We start from the raw sequence: 14073 nt of genomic DNA on the forward strand, positions 1-14073 counted from the left end.
GTGCCCGGACGGGGCCGCTGTCAGGGGGAGTCGGCACGAAGTGCTGGCAGGCAGGGTGGCGGTGGGTGACGGGCGGGCGGGTAAGGTCTGCGCCTGTGAGTGGTACTTCCCCGGCTCTCCAGCCTCCCGCCGACGCGGCGCAACCCGTGCGACACCCGGACGCTCCCGCGCCCGGTGAGCCGCTCGGTGCGCACTACAGCCAGTGTTTCGGCTGTGGCGGCGACCAGCCCCACGGGCTGCACCTGGAGGCGCGGGCCGGCGAGGGGGTCTCGGTCACCGCCGAGTTCACCGTGCGCCCCGCCCATCAGGGTGCTCCCGGGCTCGCCCACGGCGGGGTGCTCGCGACCGCCCTCGACGAGACCCTGGGCTCGCTCAACTGGCTGCTGCGCACCATCGCCGTGACCGGCCGCCTGGAGACCGACTTCGTCCGACCGGTGCAGGTCGGCACGGTGCTGTACCTGGAGGCCGAGGTGACGGCGGTGGCCGGGCGGAAGATCTACTCGACCGCGACCGGCCGGATCGGTGGCCCCGAGGGGCCCGTCGCGGTCCGGGCCGACGCCCTGTTCGTCGAGGTCAAGGTCGACCACTTCATCGACAACGGCCGCCCGGAGGAGATCCGGGCCGCCATGGACGACCCGGACCAGGTCCGGCGTGCCCGTGCCTTCGAGGTGAACCCGTGAGCCGTGGACCCCGTCAAGAGCTCGACGTGCTGATCCGGCGCGTCGACCCCGACGTACCGCTTCCGACGTACGCGCACCCCGGTGACGCGGGGGCCGATCTGCGGACCACCGAGGGCCGTGAACTGAAGCCGGGCGAGCGGGCCGTGCTGCCCACGGGGGTGTCTGTGGCGCTGCCGGAGGGGTACGCGGCCTTCGTGCACCCCCGATCCGGCCTCGCCGCCCGCTGCGGTGTCGCTCTCGTGAATGCCCCGGGGACGGTTGATGCCGGGTACCGTGGGGAGATCAAGGTGATCGTGGTGAATCTCGACCCGCGCGAGTCGGTGCGGTTCGAGCGCTTCGACCGGATTGCCCAACTCGTCGTCCAGCAGGTCGAGCGGGTCCGCTTCCAGGAGGTCGCGGAGCTTCCCGACTCGGCGCGAGCCGAGGGGGGCTTCGGGTCCACCGGCGGTCACGCCGCCGTGGGCGACGGGGGCGATACAAGCGCTGAGGCCGCCGTGGGCGGCACAACGGGTGGGAATCGATACGCATCGGTCGTATCCGACCGGGAAGGACAGTGACGTGTTCGGACGTCGCAATAAGAAGGGTGCCGCCGAGGACGCGGCCGGCGAGGCCGAGCAGGTCGTCGACAGTTTCGGCACTGAGGCGGACGACGTAGCGGGCGAGCGCGAGCGCGTACGGCTGGAGCCGGAGCCGCGCCCCGACGGACCCTGGGACGACACCGAGGTCCGTGACCCCGCCGAGGGGCGGGTGGACCTGGGCGGTCTGTTCGTGCCGGGTGTCGAGGGCATGGAGCTGCGGGTGGAGGTTGCGGGCGACGCGATCGTCGCGGCCACCGTCGTACTGCGCGACAGCGCCATCCAGCTCCAGGCCTTCGCCGCTCCCAAGCGCGAGGGCATCTGGGGCGAGGTGCGCGAGGAGATCGGCTCCGGGATCACCCAGCAGGGCGGCATCATCGACGAGGTCGAGGGGCCGCTGGGCTGGGAGTTGCGCGCCCAGGTGCCGGTGCAGCTGCCGGACGGCACGGGCGGTTTCCAGGTCGTGCGGTTCGTGGGTGTGGACGGGCCGCGCTGGTTCCTGCGCGGTGTGATCTCGGGTCAGGGCGCGGTGCAGCCGCAGGCGGCCGGGCTTCTGGAGCAGATCTTCCGGGACACGGTCGTGGTCCGCGGTGAGGGCCCGATGGCGCCCCGCGACCCGATCGTCCTCAAGCTGCCGAACGACGCGCAGATGGTTCCCGAGGGTGTCCAGCAGCAGGACGAGGGCTCGCGCTTCTCCGGCGGCATGGGCCAGCTCCAGCGCGGACCGGAGATCACCGAGGTCCGATAGCCGTACGACGTCGAGGGCCGCACCCCGTCAGGGGGTGCGGCCCTGGTGCGTTCAGGTGGGCGACCCGCAGCGCAGGACAGGCGATGAGTACGGCTCGCGGTCGAGGACGGGCGCGTCGACTATCGTCCGGCTCGGACGTCCCCGACCGTGAGCTGCTGGGCGTCGCTGCGCGGCTCGTACTCGAACTGTTCCTGGACGCCTTACCAGACGGCGCCTGGGTCGGCGGGTTCACCCCGAATGGTCTTGGGTGACCTGGTTCTCCGCTTTCGCACCCCGGAGGCGACACGCGTCCTGCACGTGGTCCGGCCCGCGGCGGGCGGAGTTCCTGATGCACGAGGCCTTCGCCCGGGCCAGAACGCTCCGATGCCCCGCACCATCACTCCGGTGGTACAGGGGCGGTGACGCTCGACGCCCCGGCAAGAGAACCTCGTACGCCAAGACCGTAGCGCCGACTACGAGCTGGGAGCTGTCGATGACGGAAGCGGCCGTCGGCATCTCCGTCTTCCTGGAGGACAAGGTGTCGTACGACCAGGCCATGGCGAGGTTTCGCACCCGTGCCGCGGCCTATGTGTACCTCGACTCCGACGGTGGTCTGCCGAAGACCGTGCCGAGCCAGAACCTCAACACCCGCGACAAGATCGTCGGTTACTGGCAGGGGCGGTCCACCTTCGTCACCGGGCTCACCCAGGAGACCTGCCGGGACCTCAAGTACACCGGATACGGCATTTCCGCGATCTCGCACGTCGCCGAGACCGGCCGGATCCAGGGACAGGACCTCTACGGCACCGACGTGGGCGAGCGGCTGCGGCAGGCGCTCGGGTTCCAGGCGAAGTACGAACTGGGGGCGGCCGTGCCGAGTTGGCTGTGCGGCGGGTCGCTCAAGCTCGGGCTCGGACCCGTCACCGAGGTCGGGTACAACGCGCTGCACAACAGGCTGGGCATGGGCATGGCTGACAGGCAGACACTGGCCGCGCGGAACCGTCCGGCCGGCAGCGACAACCTCTTCGTGGCCTGGGAGACCCTCATTCACGGGGACGACCCGAGCTGAAACCGTTGAAGGCCGGGCGCCGTACGGTGATACTGGCGCCCGGTTCCACGGGCTCACGGTTCACGGGGGAGGACGCATGACTCAGGTGGTCACGGACACCATGGTGCGGGTCGAGGACATCCACAGGTCCTTCGGCGAGGGGGCCGCCGCGGTGCACGCGCTGCGCGGGGTCTCCTTCGAGGTGCCGCGCGGCGAGCTCGTCGCCCTCAAGGGGCGCTCGGGCTCCGGGAAGACCACGCTCCTCAACATCGTCGGCGGGCTCGACCGGCCCGACCGGGGACGGGTCGTACTCGACGGGGTCGAGGTCGCCGGGCTGGACGAGGACGGGCTGCTGGCCCTGCGCCGGGACCGTATCGGCTTCGTCTTCCAGTCCTTCGGGCTCATTCCGATCCTCACCGCCGCCGAGAACGTCGGCGTCCCGATGCGGCTGCGCCGGGTGGACGCACGCGCGCGTGAGGAGCGCGTCGAGCTGCTGCTGGCCCTGGTGGGCCTCTCCGACCACGCCAAGCAGCGCCCGGGGGAACTCTCCGGCGGCCAGCAGCAGCGCGTCGCCATCGCCCGCGCGCTCGCCAACAACCCCGCCCTCCTCGTCGCCGACGAGCCGACCGGACAGCTGGACGCGGAGACCGGCCACGCCGTCATGGAGCTCCTGCGAGCCGTCGTACGCAGCGAGAACGTCACCGCACTGGTCGCCACCCACGACGCGACCCTGCTGGACCTCGCCGACCGGGTGCTGGAGCTGGGGGACGGGGAGATCGTGGGGGCCTGAGCGCGTTCGGGTTCCTGCGCCCGCCGTGGGCGGAGGGCGTCACGCGGCTGTGGGGTGCGGGATACGGGGTGCGGCAAGGTGGGTCGGCGGTCGCTGTCCGGCGTGCACCGACTTACGACACCGAAGGGCCGCAGGCGGCCTCGCACGCGCGTCAGGGTTGCGTCAAAGACGGACCCCGGGCCGCGCCTGGGGCCGTTTGCCGGGATTGTTGGCCGTAGGGTCGACGCTGCGTAGGCGTAGTGACCGGAAGACAATGAGCCCATGGGACGCGGCAGGCTATGGATCCACCTCGGTGCGGCACCGGGCGTCGGCAAGACGTACGCGATGCTGTCCGAGGCGCATCGCAGGACCGAGCGGGGTACCGACTGTGCCGTGGGCTTCGTCGAGCACCACGGGCGGCCGCGCACCGAGGTGATGCTGCACGGTCTGGAAGTGATCCCGCGCAAGGAGCTGGAGTACCGCGGCTCCGTCTTCACCGAGATGGACGTCGACGCCGTCCTGCGCCGCGCCCCCGCCGTCGCCCTGGTGGACGAACTCGCCCACACCAATGTTCCGGGCTCCCGCAACGCCAAGCGGTGGCAGGACGTGGAGGAACTGCTCGCGGCGGGGATCGACGTGGTTTCGACCGTCAACATCCAGCATCTGGAGTCGCTCGGCGACGTCGTCGAGTCGATCACCGGAGTACGGCAGCAGGAAACCGTGCCCGACGAGTTCGTGCGGCGGGCCGATCAGATCGAGCTTGTCGACATGTCGCCGCAGGCGCTCAGGCGCCGCATGGCCCACGGCAACATCTACCAGCCGGACAAGGTCGACGCGGCCCTCTCCAACTACTTCCGGCCCGGCAACCTCACCGCCCTGCGCGAGCTGGCGCTGCTCTGGGTGGCCGACCGGGTCGACGAGTACCTCAAGCAGTACCGCAGCGACCACCGGGTCTCGAAGATCTGGGGTTCGCGGGAACGGATCGTGGTCGGGCTGACCGGCGGACCGGAGGGCGGGACGCTGATCCGGCGGGCCGCGCGGCTCGCCGAGAAGGGCGCCGGCGGTGAGGTGCTCGCCGTCTACATAGCCCGCAGCGACGGGCTGACCTCCGCCTCGCCCAAAGAACTCGCCGTCCAGCGCGCCCTGGTCGAGGGCCTCGGCGGCACCTTCCACCACGTGGTCGGCGACGACATACCGGCTGCGTTGCTCGACTTCGCGCGCGGGGTCAACGCCACCCAGATCGTCCTCGGCTCCTCCCGTCGCAAGACCTGGCAGTACGTCTTCGGACCCGGCGTCGGCGCGACCGTGGCCCGGGAGTCGGGGCCCGACCTGGACGTGCACATCGTCACCCACGACGAGGTCGCCAAGGGACGTGGCCTGCCCGTCGCCCGGAGCGCACGGCTCGGGCGAGCGAGGATCCTGTGGGGCTGGCTGGTCGGCCTGGCCGGCCCGGCGCTGCTGGCGATCCTCCTCAACACCGTCGACCTCGGTCTCGCCAACGACATGCTGCTGTTCCTGGCGGTCGTGGTGGCCGCGGCCCTGCTCGGCGGACTGTTCCCGGCGCTGGCCTCGGCCGCGGCCGGCTCGCTGCTGCTGAACTACTTCTACACACCGCCCCTGCACCGCTGGACCATCGCCGACCCGAAGAACATCGTGGCCATCGTGATCTTCGTGGGCGTCGGCATCTCGGTGGCCTCCGTGGTCGACCTCGCCGCCCGCCGCACCCACCAGGCCGCCAGGCTGCGCGCCGAGTCGGAGATCCTGTCCTTCCTCGCCGGGAACGTGCTGCGCGGCGAGACCGGTCTGGAGGAGCTCCTGGAACGTGTCCGGGAGACCTTCGGCATGGAGTCGGCGGCCCTGCTGGAGCGGGCGGGCGACGTCGAGCCCTGGACGTGCGCCGGCCGTGTCGGTCTCGGGCGGCCCGTGGAGCGGCCGGAGGACGCCGACGTCGACATGCCGGTGGGGGACCACATGGCGCTCGCGCTCACCGGCCGGGTGCTGCCCGCGGAGGACCGCCGGGTGCTGGCCGCGTTCGCCGCCCAGGCCGCCGTCGTCCTGGACCGGCACCGGCTCCAGGAGGAGGCCGACCAGGCCCGCACGCTGGCCGAGGGCAACCGGATCCGTACGGCGCTCCTGGCCGCCGTGAGCCATGACCTGCGCACACCCCTGGCCGGGATCAAGGCGGCCGTCTCGTCCCTGAGGTCCGACGACGTGGCATGGTCCGAGGAGGACCAGGCGGAGCTCCTGGAGGGCATCGAGGAGGGCGCGGACCGGCTCGACCACCTGGTGGGCAACCTGCTCGACATGTCCCGCCTCCAGACCGGCACGGTCACCGCGCTCATCCGGGAGATCGACCTCGACGAGGTGGTGCCGATGGCGCTCGGCGGGGTGCCCGACCAGAGCGTGGAACTGGACGTCCCCGAGACCCTGCCGATGGTCGCCGTCGATCCGGGGCTCCTGGAGCGGTCCGTGGCCAACCTGGTCGAGAACGCCGTCAAGTACAGCCCGTCCGACACCCCCGTCTGGGTCTCCGCCAGCGCCATCGCCGACCGGGTCGAGGTACGGGTCGTCGACCGTGGCCCCGGCGTCCCCGACGAGGCCAAGGAGCGCATCTTCGAGCCCTTCCAGCGCTACGGCGACGCCCCGCGCGGTGCCGGGGTGGGGCTCGGGCTCGCGGTGGCCCGGGGTTTCGCGGAGGCCATGAACGGCACCCTCAATGCCGAGGACACGCCCGGCGGTGGCCTCACCATGGTGCTTACACTCCGGGCGGCGCATTCCGAACCGTCCGCGGAACGCTACGCAGAACCCGAAAGGCAGGCCACATGACCAGGGTGTTGGTCATCGACGACGAGCCGCAGATCGTGCGCGCCCTCGTGATCAACCTCAAGGCCCGCAAGTACGAGGTCGACGCGGCGCACGACGGCGCCACCGCGCTCCGGCTGGCCGCCGCCCGCCACCCCGACGTGGTCGTCCTCGACCTGGGCCTGCCCGACATGGACGGCGTCGAGGTGATCAGGGGACTGCGCGGCTGGACCCGGGTGCCGATTCTCGTGCTGTCCGCCCGGCATTCCTCCGACGAGAAGGTCGAGGCGCTGGACGCGGGCGCCGACGACTACGTCACCAAGCCCTTCGGCATGGACGAGCTGCTGGCCCGGCTCCGGGCCGCCGTGCGCCGCGCCGAGCCCACCGGGGGCGAGGAGGACGACGTCCTGGTGGAGACCGACGAGTTCACCGTCGACCTGGCCGCGAAGAAGGTCCAGCGGCACGGCAGGGACGTACGGCTCACGCCCACCGAGTGGCATCTGCTGGAGGTGCTGGTCCGCAACACCGGCCGGCTCGTCGGCCAGAAACAGCTCCTCCAGGAGGTGTGGGGGCCGTCGTACGGGACGGAGACCAACTACCTGCGGGTCTACATGGCCCAGCTGAGGAGGAAGCTGGAGGCGGACCCGTCCCATCCGAAGCACTTCATCACGGAGCCGGGGATGGGGTATCGGTTCGAGAGGTGAGCTGTGGGGTCGGCTGGGGGTCCGGGGGTCGTCCCCCGGAGGGTGCAGCATCACGGAGCCGGGGGCGGGATATCGGTTCGAACGCCAGTGCTGCGGGTACAACGCTGTCGGCGCACCCCGGTACGCTTTCGGATATGAGTGCTGTCCCTCGTTCCGAGAAGCCGGTGGGCCGGTTCCGGCGCATGCTCGACCGGCTCTCCTCGTCGCAGGAGGACCTGGAGTCCGAGGAGCTGCGCGAGGACACCGACACCACCGGGTGTACCCGGATCGGTGACTGCCACGACCGTCAGATCGTGACCGTTACTGGTACCTTGCGCACGGTCACTTTGCGGCCGCGTGCGGGCGTCCCGGCCCTGGAGGCCGAGCTGTTCGACGGCTCCGCCGCCCTGGACGTGGTGTGGCTCGGCAGACGCTCCATCGTGGGCATAGAACCGGGGCGCAAGCTGATCGCATCGGGGCGGGTCTCGATGAGCCGGGGCCGCCGGGTGCTGTTCAATCCGAAATACGAACTCAGACCCCTCGGACGGGAGTAGCCGGTGACGTCTCTCGACAAGCCGACCGAAGACACGCAGGCCGACGACGCACGGGCGGTGACCGAGGCCGCCCTGTTCGAGGCGTTCGGCGGCGTCCGGGGCATGGTCGAGACGGTTCTGCCAGGCCTCCTCTTCGTCACGATCTTCACGATCAACAAGGACCTGCACCTGTCGGCGATCGCCGCGCTCGCGGTGTCCCTGCTGCTCGTCGTGGTCCGCCTGGTGATGCGGGACACCGTCAAGCACGCGTTCAGCGGTGTCTTCGGCGTCGCCTTCGGTGTCGTCTTCGCGATGATGACGGGCAATGCCAAAAACTTTTATCTGCCGGGCATGCTGTACACGCTGGGCCTGGGCCTGGCCTACGTCATCACGACCCTCGCGGGCATGCCGCTGATGGGGCTCATCCTCGGCCCGGTCTTCAAGGAGAACCTCTCCTGGCGCACGCGCAACCCGGGCCGCAAGAAGGCCTATGCCAAGGCCAGTTACGCCTGGGGCGGGATCCTGCTCGCCAAGTGCGCGATCCTCTTCCCGCTGTACTGGTGGGCCGACACCGCGCAGCTCGGCTGGGTCCTGATCGCCCTGAAGATCCCGCCGTTCCTGCTGGCCGTATGGCTGACCTGGGTCTTCCTCGCGAAGGCGCCGGCTCCGATCGACGTGTTCGCGGAGATGGAAGCCGCCGAGAAGGCGGAGGAGGAGCTCAAGGCCGCGCAGTCCGCGGAGCGTGAGGACACCGAGGCCGCGGGCGGGCGGCACCGGCGCGAGGCGTAGTTACTTCCGTTACGACGGCGAAGGGCGCCCCGCACACGCGGGGCGCCCTTCGCCGTCGTAATCCTCGAAGGCCTCAGCTCGCCGTGTCCTCCCGGCGCACCGACAGCAGGTCCTCCAGTTGTTCCTCGCGGGCCTGGGCCGCCACGAACAGCAGTTCGTCGCCGGCCTCCAGGGAGTCCTCCCGGGTCGGGGTGAGGACGCGGGTGCCGCGGATGATGGTGACCAGGGAGGTGTCCTCCGGCCACTCGACGTCGCCGACCTGCGTGCCGGCCAGGGCCGACTCCTCCGGGAGGGTCAGTTCGACGAGGTTCGCGTCGCCGTGGCTGAAGCGGAGCAGGCGGACCAGGTCGCCGACGCTCACCGCCTCCTCGACCAGGGCCGACATCAGGCGTGGCGTCGACACGGCGACGTCCACGCCCCAGGACTCGTTGAACAGCCACTCGTTCTTCGGGTTGTTCACGCGTGCGACGACGCGTGGGACGCCGTACTCCGTCTTCGCCAGCAGGGAGACGACCAGGTTGACCTTGTCGTCGCCCGTCGCGGCGATCGCCACGTTGCAGCGCTGGAGCGCGGCCTCGTCCAGGGAGGTGATCTCGCAGGCGTCGGCGAGCAGCCACTCCGCCTGGGGGACGCGCTCGACCGAGATGGCGGTCGGCGCCTTGTCGATCAGGAGAACCTCGTGGCCGTTCTCCAGCAGTTCGCCCGCGATCGAGCGGCCGACCGCGCCGGCACCGGCAATGGCGACCCTCATCAGTGACCGCCCTCCTCTTCGGGGCCCTCGGCGAAGGACGCCTCGACCTTCTCGATGTCGTCCGTACGCATCATCACGTGGACCAGGTCGCCCTCTTGGAGCACCGTCTGCGAGGTGGGCAGGATCGCCTCGCCGAGGCGGGTCAGGAACGCCACGCGGACGCCCGTCTCCTCCTGCATCCTGCTGATCTTGTGGCCGACCCAGGCGGTCGAGGCGTGCACCTCGGCCAGCTGGACACCACCGGTGGGATCGCGCCACAGCGGCTCCGCGCCGGACGGCAGCAGACGGCGCAGCATCTGGTCCGCCGTCCAGCGGACCGTGGCCACCGTGGGGATGCCCAGGCGTTGGTAGACCTCGGCGCGCCGGGGGTCGTAGATACGGGCCGCGACGTTCTCGATGCCGAACATCTCGCGAGCCACGCGCGCGGCGATGATGTTGGAGTTGTCGCCGCTGGAGACCGCCGCGAAGGCGCCGGCCTCCTCGATGCCCGCCTCGCGCAGGGTGTCCTGGTCGAAGCCGACTCCGTTGACACGACGACCACCGAAACCGGAGCCCAGTCGTCGGAAGGCGGTGGGGTCCTGGTCGATCACGGCGACCGTGTGCCCCTGTTGCTCCAGGGTCTGGGCGAGAGCGGAACCCACTCTCCCGCAGCCCATGATGACGATGTGCACGACCGTCCTTCCGGTGTCAATAGTTACTGCTCAGCCACATCAGGGTCTCAGACAGAGGCCCAAGCTACACACGGGCGTAGGACGACGGCACCCCTGTGCACGGTTGCCGTGTCCCGGCCCCGTTCAGCGTCGGCTGATGCTGCGGGCGCTCGCGAGGGTCAGGATTCCGAGGCCGACGAGGGTTGCCGCGGCGCCGATCAGCTCTGCGGACGTGTGCATGGGTCCTCCGGGGCGGGGGCTTCGAGGGGCTGGGGGGCCTTCGGGGGTGGAGTCTTGTCATATAGACATGCGGACCCGCCCACCTGCGGAATCCGTAGCCGGGACGGCCGCCGATTTCACCCGGAGAGCAGATGCGGGGTGCCGGGTGGTTGGGCGCCCGTTCGAACGCTTACGCTTCACTGTTGTGTCCAAACTGACCGACGTGCCCAAACGCATCCTGATCGGGCGCGCACTGCGCAGTGACCGGCTCGGGGAAACGCTCCTGCCGAAGCGCATCGCCCTACCCGTGTTCGCCTCCGACCCGCTGTCCTCCGTGGCGTACGCGCCCGGCGAGGTGCTGTTGGTCCTGTCCATCGCGGGTGTGTCGGCGTACCACTTCAGCCCCTGGATCGCCGTGGCGGTCGTCGTGCTGATGTTCACGGTGGTCGCCTCCTACCGGCAGAACGTGCACGCGTACCCGAGCGGCGGCGGCGACTACGAGGTGGCCAATACCAACCTCGGTCCCAAGGCGGGCCTCACGGTCGCCAGCGCCCTGCTCGTCGACTACGTCCTCACGGTGGCCGTGTCCATCGCCTCCGGCATCGAGAACCTCGGCTCGGCGGTGCCCTTCGTCGTCCAGCACAAGGTGCTGTGCGCGATCGCCGTGATCATCCTGCTCACGCTGATGAACCTGCGCGGCATGAAGGAGTCCGGCTCGCTGTTCGCGATCCCGACGTACGTCTTCGTCACGGGCGTCTTCATCATGATCGCGTGGGGTGCGTTCCGCGGCATGGTGCTCGGCGACACCATGCGGGCACCGACGGCGGACTACCACATCAGGGCCGAGCACCAGGGCCTGGCCGGATTCGCCCTTGTCTTCCTGCTGCTGCGCGCCTTCTCCTCCGGCTGCGCGGCGCTCACCGGCGTCGAGGCCATCTCCAACGGCGTACCGGCCTTCCGAAAGCCCAAGTCGAAGAACGCGGCGACCACGCTCGCGATGATGGGTCTGCTGGCCGTCACCATGTTCTGCGGGATCATCGCGCTGGCCATGGTGACCAAGGTCCGCATGGCGGAGAACCCGGCCGCCGACCTGATCCACAACGGCGTCGCCATCGGCTCCGGCTATGTGCAGAACCCGGTGATCTCCCAGGTCGCCGAGGCCGTCTTCGGCAAGGGCAGCTTCCTGTTCATCGTGCTGGCCGCGGCCACCGCGCTGGTGCTGTTCCTCGCCGCGAACACCGCCTACAACGGCTTCCCGCTGCTCGGCTCGATCCTCGCCCAGGACCGCTACCTGCCACGCCAGCTGCACACCCGCGGCGACCGCCTCGCCTTCTCCAACGGCATCGTGCTGCTGGCCGGCGCGGCCGGACTCCTGGTGTGGATCTACGGCGCCGACTCGACCCGGCTGATCCAGCTCTACATCGTCGGCGTGTTCGTGTCCTTCACGCTGAGCCAGACCGGCATGGTCCGGCACTGGAACCGTCACCTGGCCACCGAGAAGGACGCCGCGAAGCGCAGCCGCATGATCCGCTCCCGCGCGATCAACGCCTTCGGCGCCTTCTTCACCGGGCTCGTCCTGGTGGTCGTCCTCGTCACCAAGTTCACGCACGGCGCCTGGGTGGCCCTGCTCGGCATGTGCATCTTCTACGCGACGATGACGGCGATCCGTAAGCACTACGACCGGGTCGCCGAGGAGATCGCCGCCCCGGAGGGCCCGAGCGACGACAGCCTGCGGCCGTCCCGGGTCCACTCCGTCGTGCTGATCTCCAAGATCCACCGCCCGGCTCTGCGGGCCCTCGCCTACGCCAAGCTGATGCGCTCCGACAGCCTGGAGGCGCTCAGCGTCAACGTGGACCCGGCCGAGACCAAGGCGCTGCGCGAGGAGTGGGAAGCGCGCGGGATCACCGTGCCGCTGAAGGTGCTCGACTCGCCGTACCGCGAGATCACGCGGCCGATCATCGACTACGTGAAGGGGCTCCGGAAGGAGTCGCCGCGCGACGTGGTGTCCGTGATCATCCCCGAGTACGTGGTCGGCCACTGGTACGAGGCCCTGCTGCACAACCAGAGCGCTCTCAGGCTCAAGGGCCGACTGCTGTTCACACCGGGGGTCATGGTGACCTCGGTGCCCTACCAGCTGCAGTCCTCCGAGGCGGCGCGGAACCGGGCCCGCAAGCGGCAGGAGTGGAACGCGCCGGGTGCGGTGCGGCGCGGTCCGGCTGTGGACAGGGCGAAGGAGCAGTCGGCGCCGAAGTAGACTGGATGGCTGTCGTCCCGGCCGGTCTCCTTTCGAGCCCGGCCGTTTTCCCCCTTGACGTTGTGGAGTCACCCCGCCATGCAGGCAGAACCGAAGAAATCACTGGTGGGGGTCGACTACGAGGTCGAGGTGGGGCCGGTCGCCCACGGCGGGCACTGCATCGCCCGTACGGTCGACGGTCAGGTGCTGTTCGTCCGGCACACGCTGCCCGGCGAGCGGATCGTGGCCCGCGTCACCGAGGGCGAGGAAGGCGCGCGCTTCCTGCGTGCGGACGCTGTGGAGATCCTTGAGCCCTCCAAGGACCGGATCGAGGCGCCCTGCCCCTACGCCGGTCCCGGCCGCTGCGGCGGCTGCGACTGGCAGCACGCCAAGCCGGGCGCGCAGCGGCGTCTGAAGGGCGAGGTCGTCGCCGAGCAGTTGCAGCGGCTCGCGGGCCTCACCCCCGAGGAGGCCGGCTGGGACGGCACCGTGATGCCGGCCGAGGGCGACAAGCTGCCCGCGGGCGAGGTGCCGCAGTGGCGCACGCGCGTGCAGTACGCGGTGGACGCCGACGGCAACGCCGGTCTGCGCCGCCACCGCTCGCACGACGTCGAGCCGATCGAGCGCTGCATGATCGCCGCGCAGGGCGTGAGCGAGCTCGGCATCGAGGAGCGCGACTGGTCCGGAATGACCTCGGTGGAGGCGATCGCCGCCACGGGCTCGCAGGACCGCATGGTCATCCTGGAGCCCCGCCCCGGCGCCCGCCTTCCCCTCGTCGAACTCGACAAGCCCGTCTCCGTCATGCGCGTCGAGGAGCACGACGGCGGCATCCACCGCGTCCACGGCCGCGCCTTCGTGCGCGAGCGGGCCGACGGCCGCACCCACCGGGTGGGCAGCGGCGGCTTCTGGCAGGTCCACCCGCAGGCGGCCGACACCCTGGTGAAGGCGGTCATGCAGGGCCTGCTGCCCCGCAAGGGCGACATGGCCCTCGACCTGTACTGCGGCGTCGGCCTCTTCGCGGGCGCCCTCGCCGACCGCCTCGGCGACCAGGGCGCGGTGCTCGGCATCGAGTCCGGCAAGCGCGCGGTCGAGGACGCCCGGCACAACCTCGCCGGCTTCGACCGCGTCCGCATCGAGCAGGGCAAGGTGGAGTCCGCCCTGCCGCGCACGGGCATCACCGAGGTCGACCTCATCGTCCTGGACCCGCCCCGGGCGGGCGCCGGCCGCAAGACGGTCGAGCACATGGCGTCGCTGGGCGCGCGCAAGATCGCGTACGTCGCCTGCGATCCGGCCGCCCTGGCGCGGGACCTCGGGTACTTCAAGGAGGGCGGGTACCGGGTGCGGACGCTCAGGGTGTTCGACCTGTTCCCGATGACGCATCACATGGAGTGTGTGGCGATTCTGGAGCCGGTGGCGAAGGGCTCCTGATCTGTGGTTCCGTCGATGGCCGGGCAGTTCGACCTGTTTCCCGTCAGCCATCAGGTGGAGTGGGTCGGCTGCTTGTCTCAGGTGTTTGAGCTGCGGACATCGGCCTGCCGCGGCCGTCGGCGCGGCTCGGTAGGGACGAGTGGGCCACGCTGGGTGCGGTGCGCGAGATGAAGCGGGTTCGTTACG

Annotated in this window: 12 protein-coding genes and 1 pseudogene; 11 read left to right on the top strand and 2 right to left on the bottom strand. The window is 70.5% G+C overall.

All coding sequences use genetic code 11. The features are described 5' to 3' along the window. Window positions 1–95: 95 nt before the first annotated feature. The 9 genes and pseudogenes from OHT57_RS36770 to OHT57_RS36810 all read left to right on the top strand — a co-directional run bounded on the left by OHT57_RS36770 (window position 96) and on the right by OHT57_RS36810 (window position 8606). Window positions 96–680 (top strand): PaaI family thioesterase, encoded by a 585-nt coding sequence (locus OHT57_RS36770; RefSeq protein WP_328751074.1) that lies wholly within the window; start codon window positions 96–98, stop codon window positions 678–680. Beyond that, window positions 677–1237 (top strand): dUTP diphosphatase, encoded by a 561-nt coding sequence (gene dut / locus OHT57_RS36775; RefSeq protein ID WP_328751075.1) that lies wholly within the window; start codon window positions 677–679, stop codon window positions 1235–1237. Before OHT57_RS36770 ends, dut begins: the two co-directional genes overlap by 4 nt. Window position 1238: 1 nt before the next feature. Then, the gene (locus OHT57_RS36780; RefSeq protein WP_328751076.1) at window positions 1239–2003 is read left to right on the top strand and encodes a DUF3710 domain-containing protein; all 765 of its coding nucleotides are present in this window, start codon (window positions 1239–1241) and stop codon (window positions 2001–2003) included. Window positions 2004–2460: 457 nt separating this feature from the next. After that, window positions 2461–3051 (top strand): annotated as a pseudogene (locus OHT57_RS36785) (alginate lyase family protein); the annotation flags it as partial. A gap of 76 nt (window positions 3052–3127) precedes the next feature. Beyond that, window positions 3128–3820: an ABC transporter ATP-binding protein gene (locus OHT57_RS36790; RefSeq protein ID WP_328751077.1), complete on the top strand. Its 693-nt coding sequence runs from the start codon at window positions 3128–3130 to the stop codon at window positions 3818–3820. A gap of 261 nt (window positions 3821–4081) precedes the next feature. After that, window positions 4082–6625 (top strand): sensor histidine kinase KdpD, encoded by a 2544-nt coding sequence (locus OHT57_RS36795; RefSeq protein ID WP_328751078.1) that lies wholly within the window; start codon window positions 4082–4084, stop codon window positions 6623–6625. Then, the gene (locus OHT57_RS36800) at window positions 6622–7305 is read left to right on the top strand and encodes a response regulator (protein WP_328751079.1); all 684 of its coding nucleotides are present in this window, start codon (window positions 6622–6624) and stop codon (window positions 7303–7305) included. Before OHT57_RS36795 ends, OHT57_RS36800 begins: the two co-directional genes overlap by 4 nt. Before the next feature lie 134 nt (window positions 7306–7439). Further along, window positions 7440–7838, top strand: a complete 399-nt coding sequence (locus OHT57_RS36805; protein WP_328751080.1) for an OB-fold nucleic acid binding domain-containing protein — start codon at window positions 7440–7442, stop codon at window positions 7836–7838. A 3-nt stretch (window positions 7839–7841) separates the two neighbouring features. Continuing rightward, complete coding sequence (locus OHT57_RS36810; RefSeq protein WP_328751081.1) at window positions 7842–8606, top strand: DUF3159 domain-containing protein; 765 nt, start codon at window positions 7842–7844, stop codon at window positions 8604–8606. Window positions 8607–8679: 73 nt separating this feature from the next. On the opposite strand, the gene OHT57_RS36815 is transcribed toward OHT57_RS36810, so the two are convergent. Together OHT57_RS36815 and OHT57_RS36820 are read right to left on the bottom strand one after the other, a co-directional pair. Beyond that, window positions 8680–9357 carry a potassium channel family protein gene (locus tag OHT57_RS36815; protein ID WP_328751082.1) on the bottom strand — a complete coding sequence of 226 codons (678 nt, stop codon included), beginning with the start codon at window positions 9355–9357 and terminating at the stop codon, window positions 8680–8682. Next, the gene (locus tag OHT57_RS36820) at window positions 9357–10028 is read right to left on the bottom strand and encodes a potassium channel family protein (RefSeq protein WP_328751083.1); all 672 of its coding nucleotides are present in this window, start codon (window positions 10026–10028) and stop codon (window positions 9357–9359) included. Before OHT57_RS36820 ends, OHT57_RS36815 begins: the two co-directional genes overlap by 1 nt. A gap of 403 nt (window positions 10029–10431) precedes the next feature. Between OHT57_RS36820 and OHT57_RS36825 the strand changes: the two genes are divergently transcribed. Next, entirely contained in the window at window positions 10432–12480 is a 2049-nt protein-coding gene (locus OHT57_RS36825) for an APC family permease (RefSeq protein WP_328751084.1), read from the top strand. Between the two features lie 78 nt (window positions 12481–12558). Then, window positions 12559–13887 (top strand): class I SAM-dependent RNA methyltransferase, encoded by a 1329-nt coding sequence (locus OHT57_RS36830; RefSeq protein ID WP_328751085.1) that lies wholly within the window; start codon window positions 12559–12561, stop codon window positions 13885–13887. Window positions 13888–14073: the final 186 nt, after the last annotated feature.

Source organism: Streptomyces sp. NBC_00285, from assembly GCF_036174265.1.
Lineage (GTDB): Bacteria > Actinomycetota > Actinomycetes > Streptomycetales > Streptomycetaceae > Streptomyces.

Bases quoted from the DNA above. Each gene is read 5' to 3' on its own strand.
- OHT57_RS36790 (WP_328751077.1), top strand. From the start codon at position 3,128: ATGACTCAGGTGGTCACGGACACCATGGTGCGGGTCGAGGACATCCAC.
- OHT57_RS36795 (WP_328751078.1), top strand. From the start codon at position 4,082: ATGGGACGCGGCAGGCTATGGATCCACCTCGGTGCGGCACCGGGCGTC.
- OHT57_RS36800 (WP_328751079.1), top strand. From the start codon at position 6,622: ATGACCAGGGTGTTGGTCATCGACGACGAGCCGCAGATCGTGCGCGCC.
- OHT57_RS36805 (WP_328751080.1), top strand. From the start codon at position 7,440: ATGAGTGCTGTCCCTCGTTCCGAGAAGCCGGTGGGCCGGTTCCGGCGC.
- OHT57_RS36815 (WP_328751082.1), bottom strand. From the start codon at position 9,357: ATGAGGGTCGCCATTGCCGGTGCCGGCGCGGTCGGCCGCTCGATCGCG.
- OHT57_RS36830 (WP_328751085.1), top strand. From the start codon at position 12,559: ATGCAGGCAGAACCGAAGAAATCACTGGTGGGGGTCGACTACGAGGTC.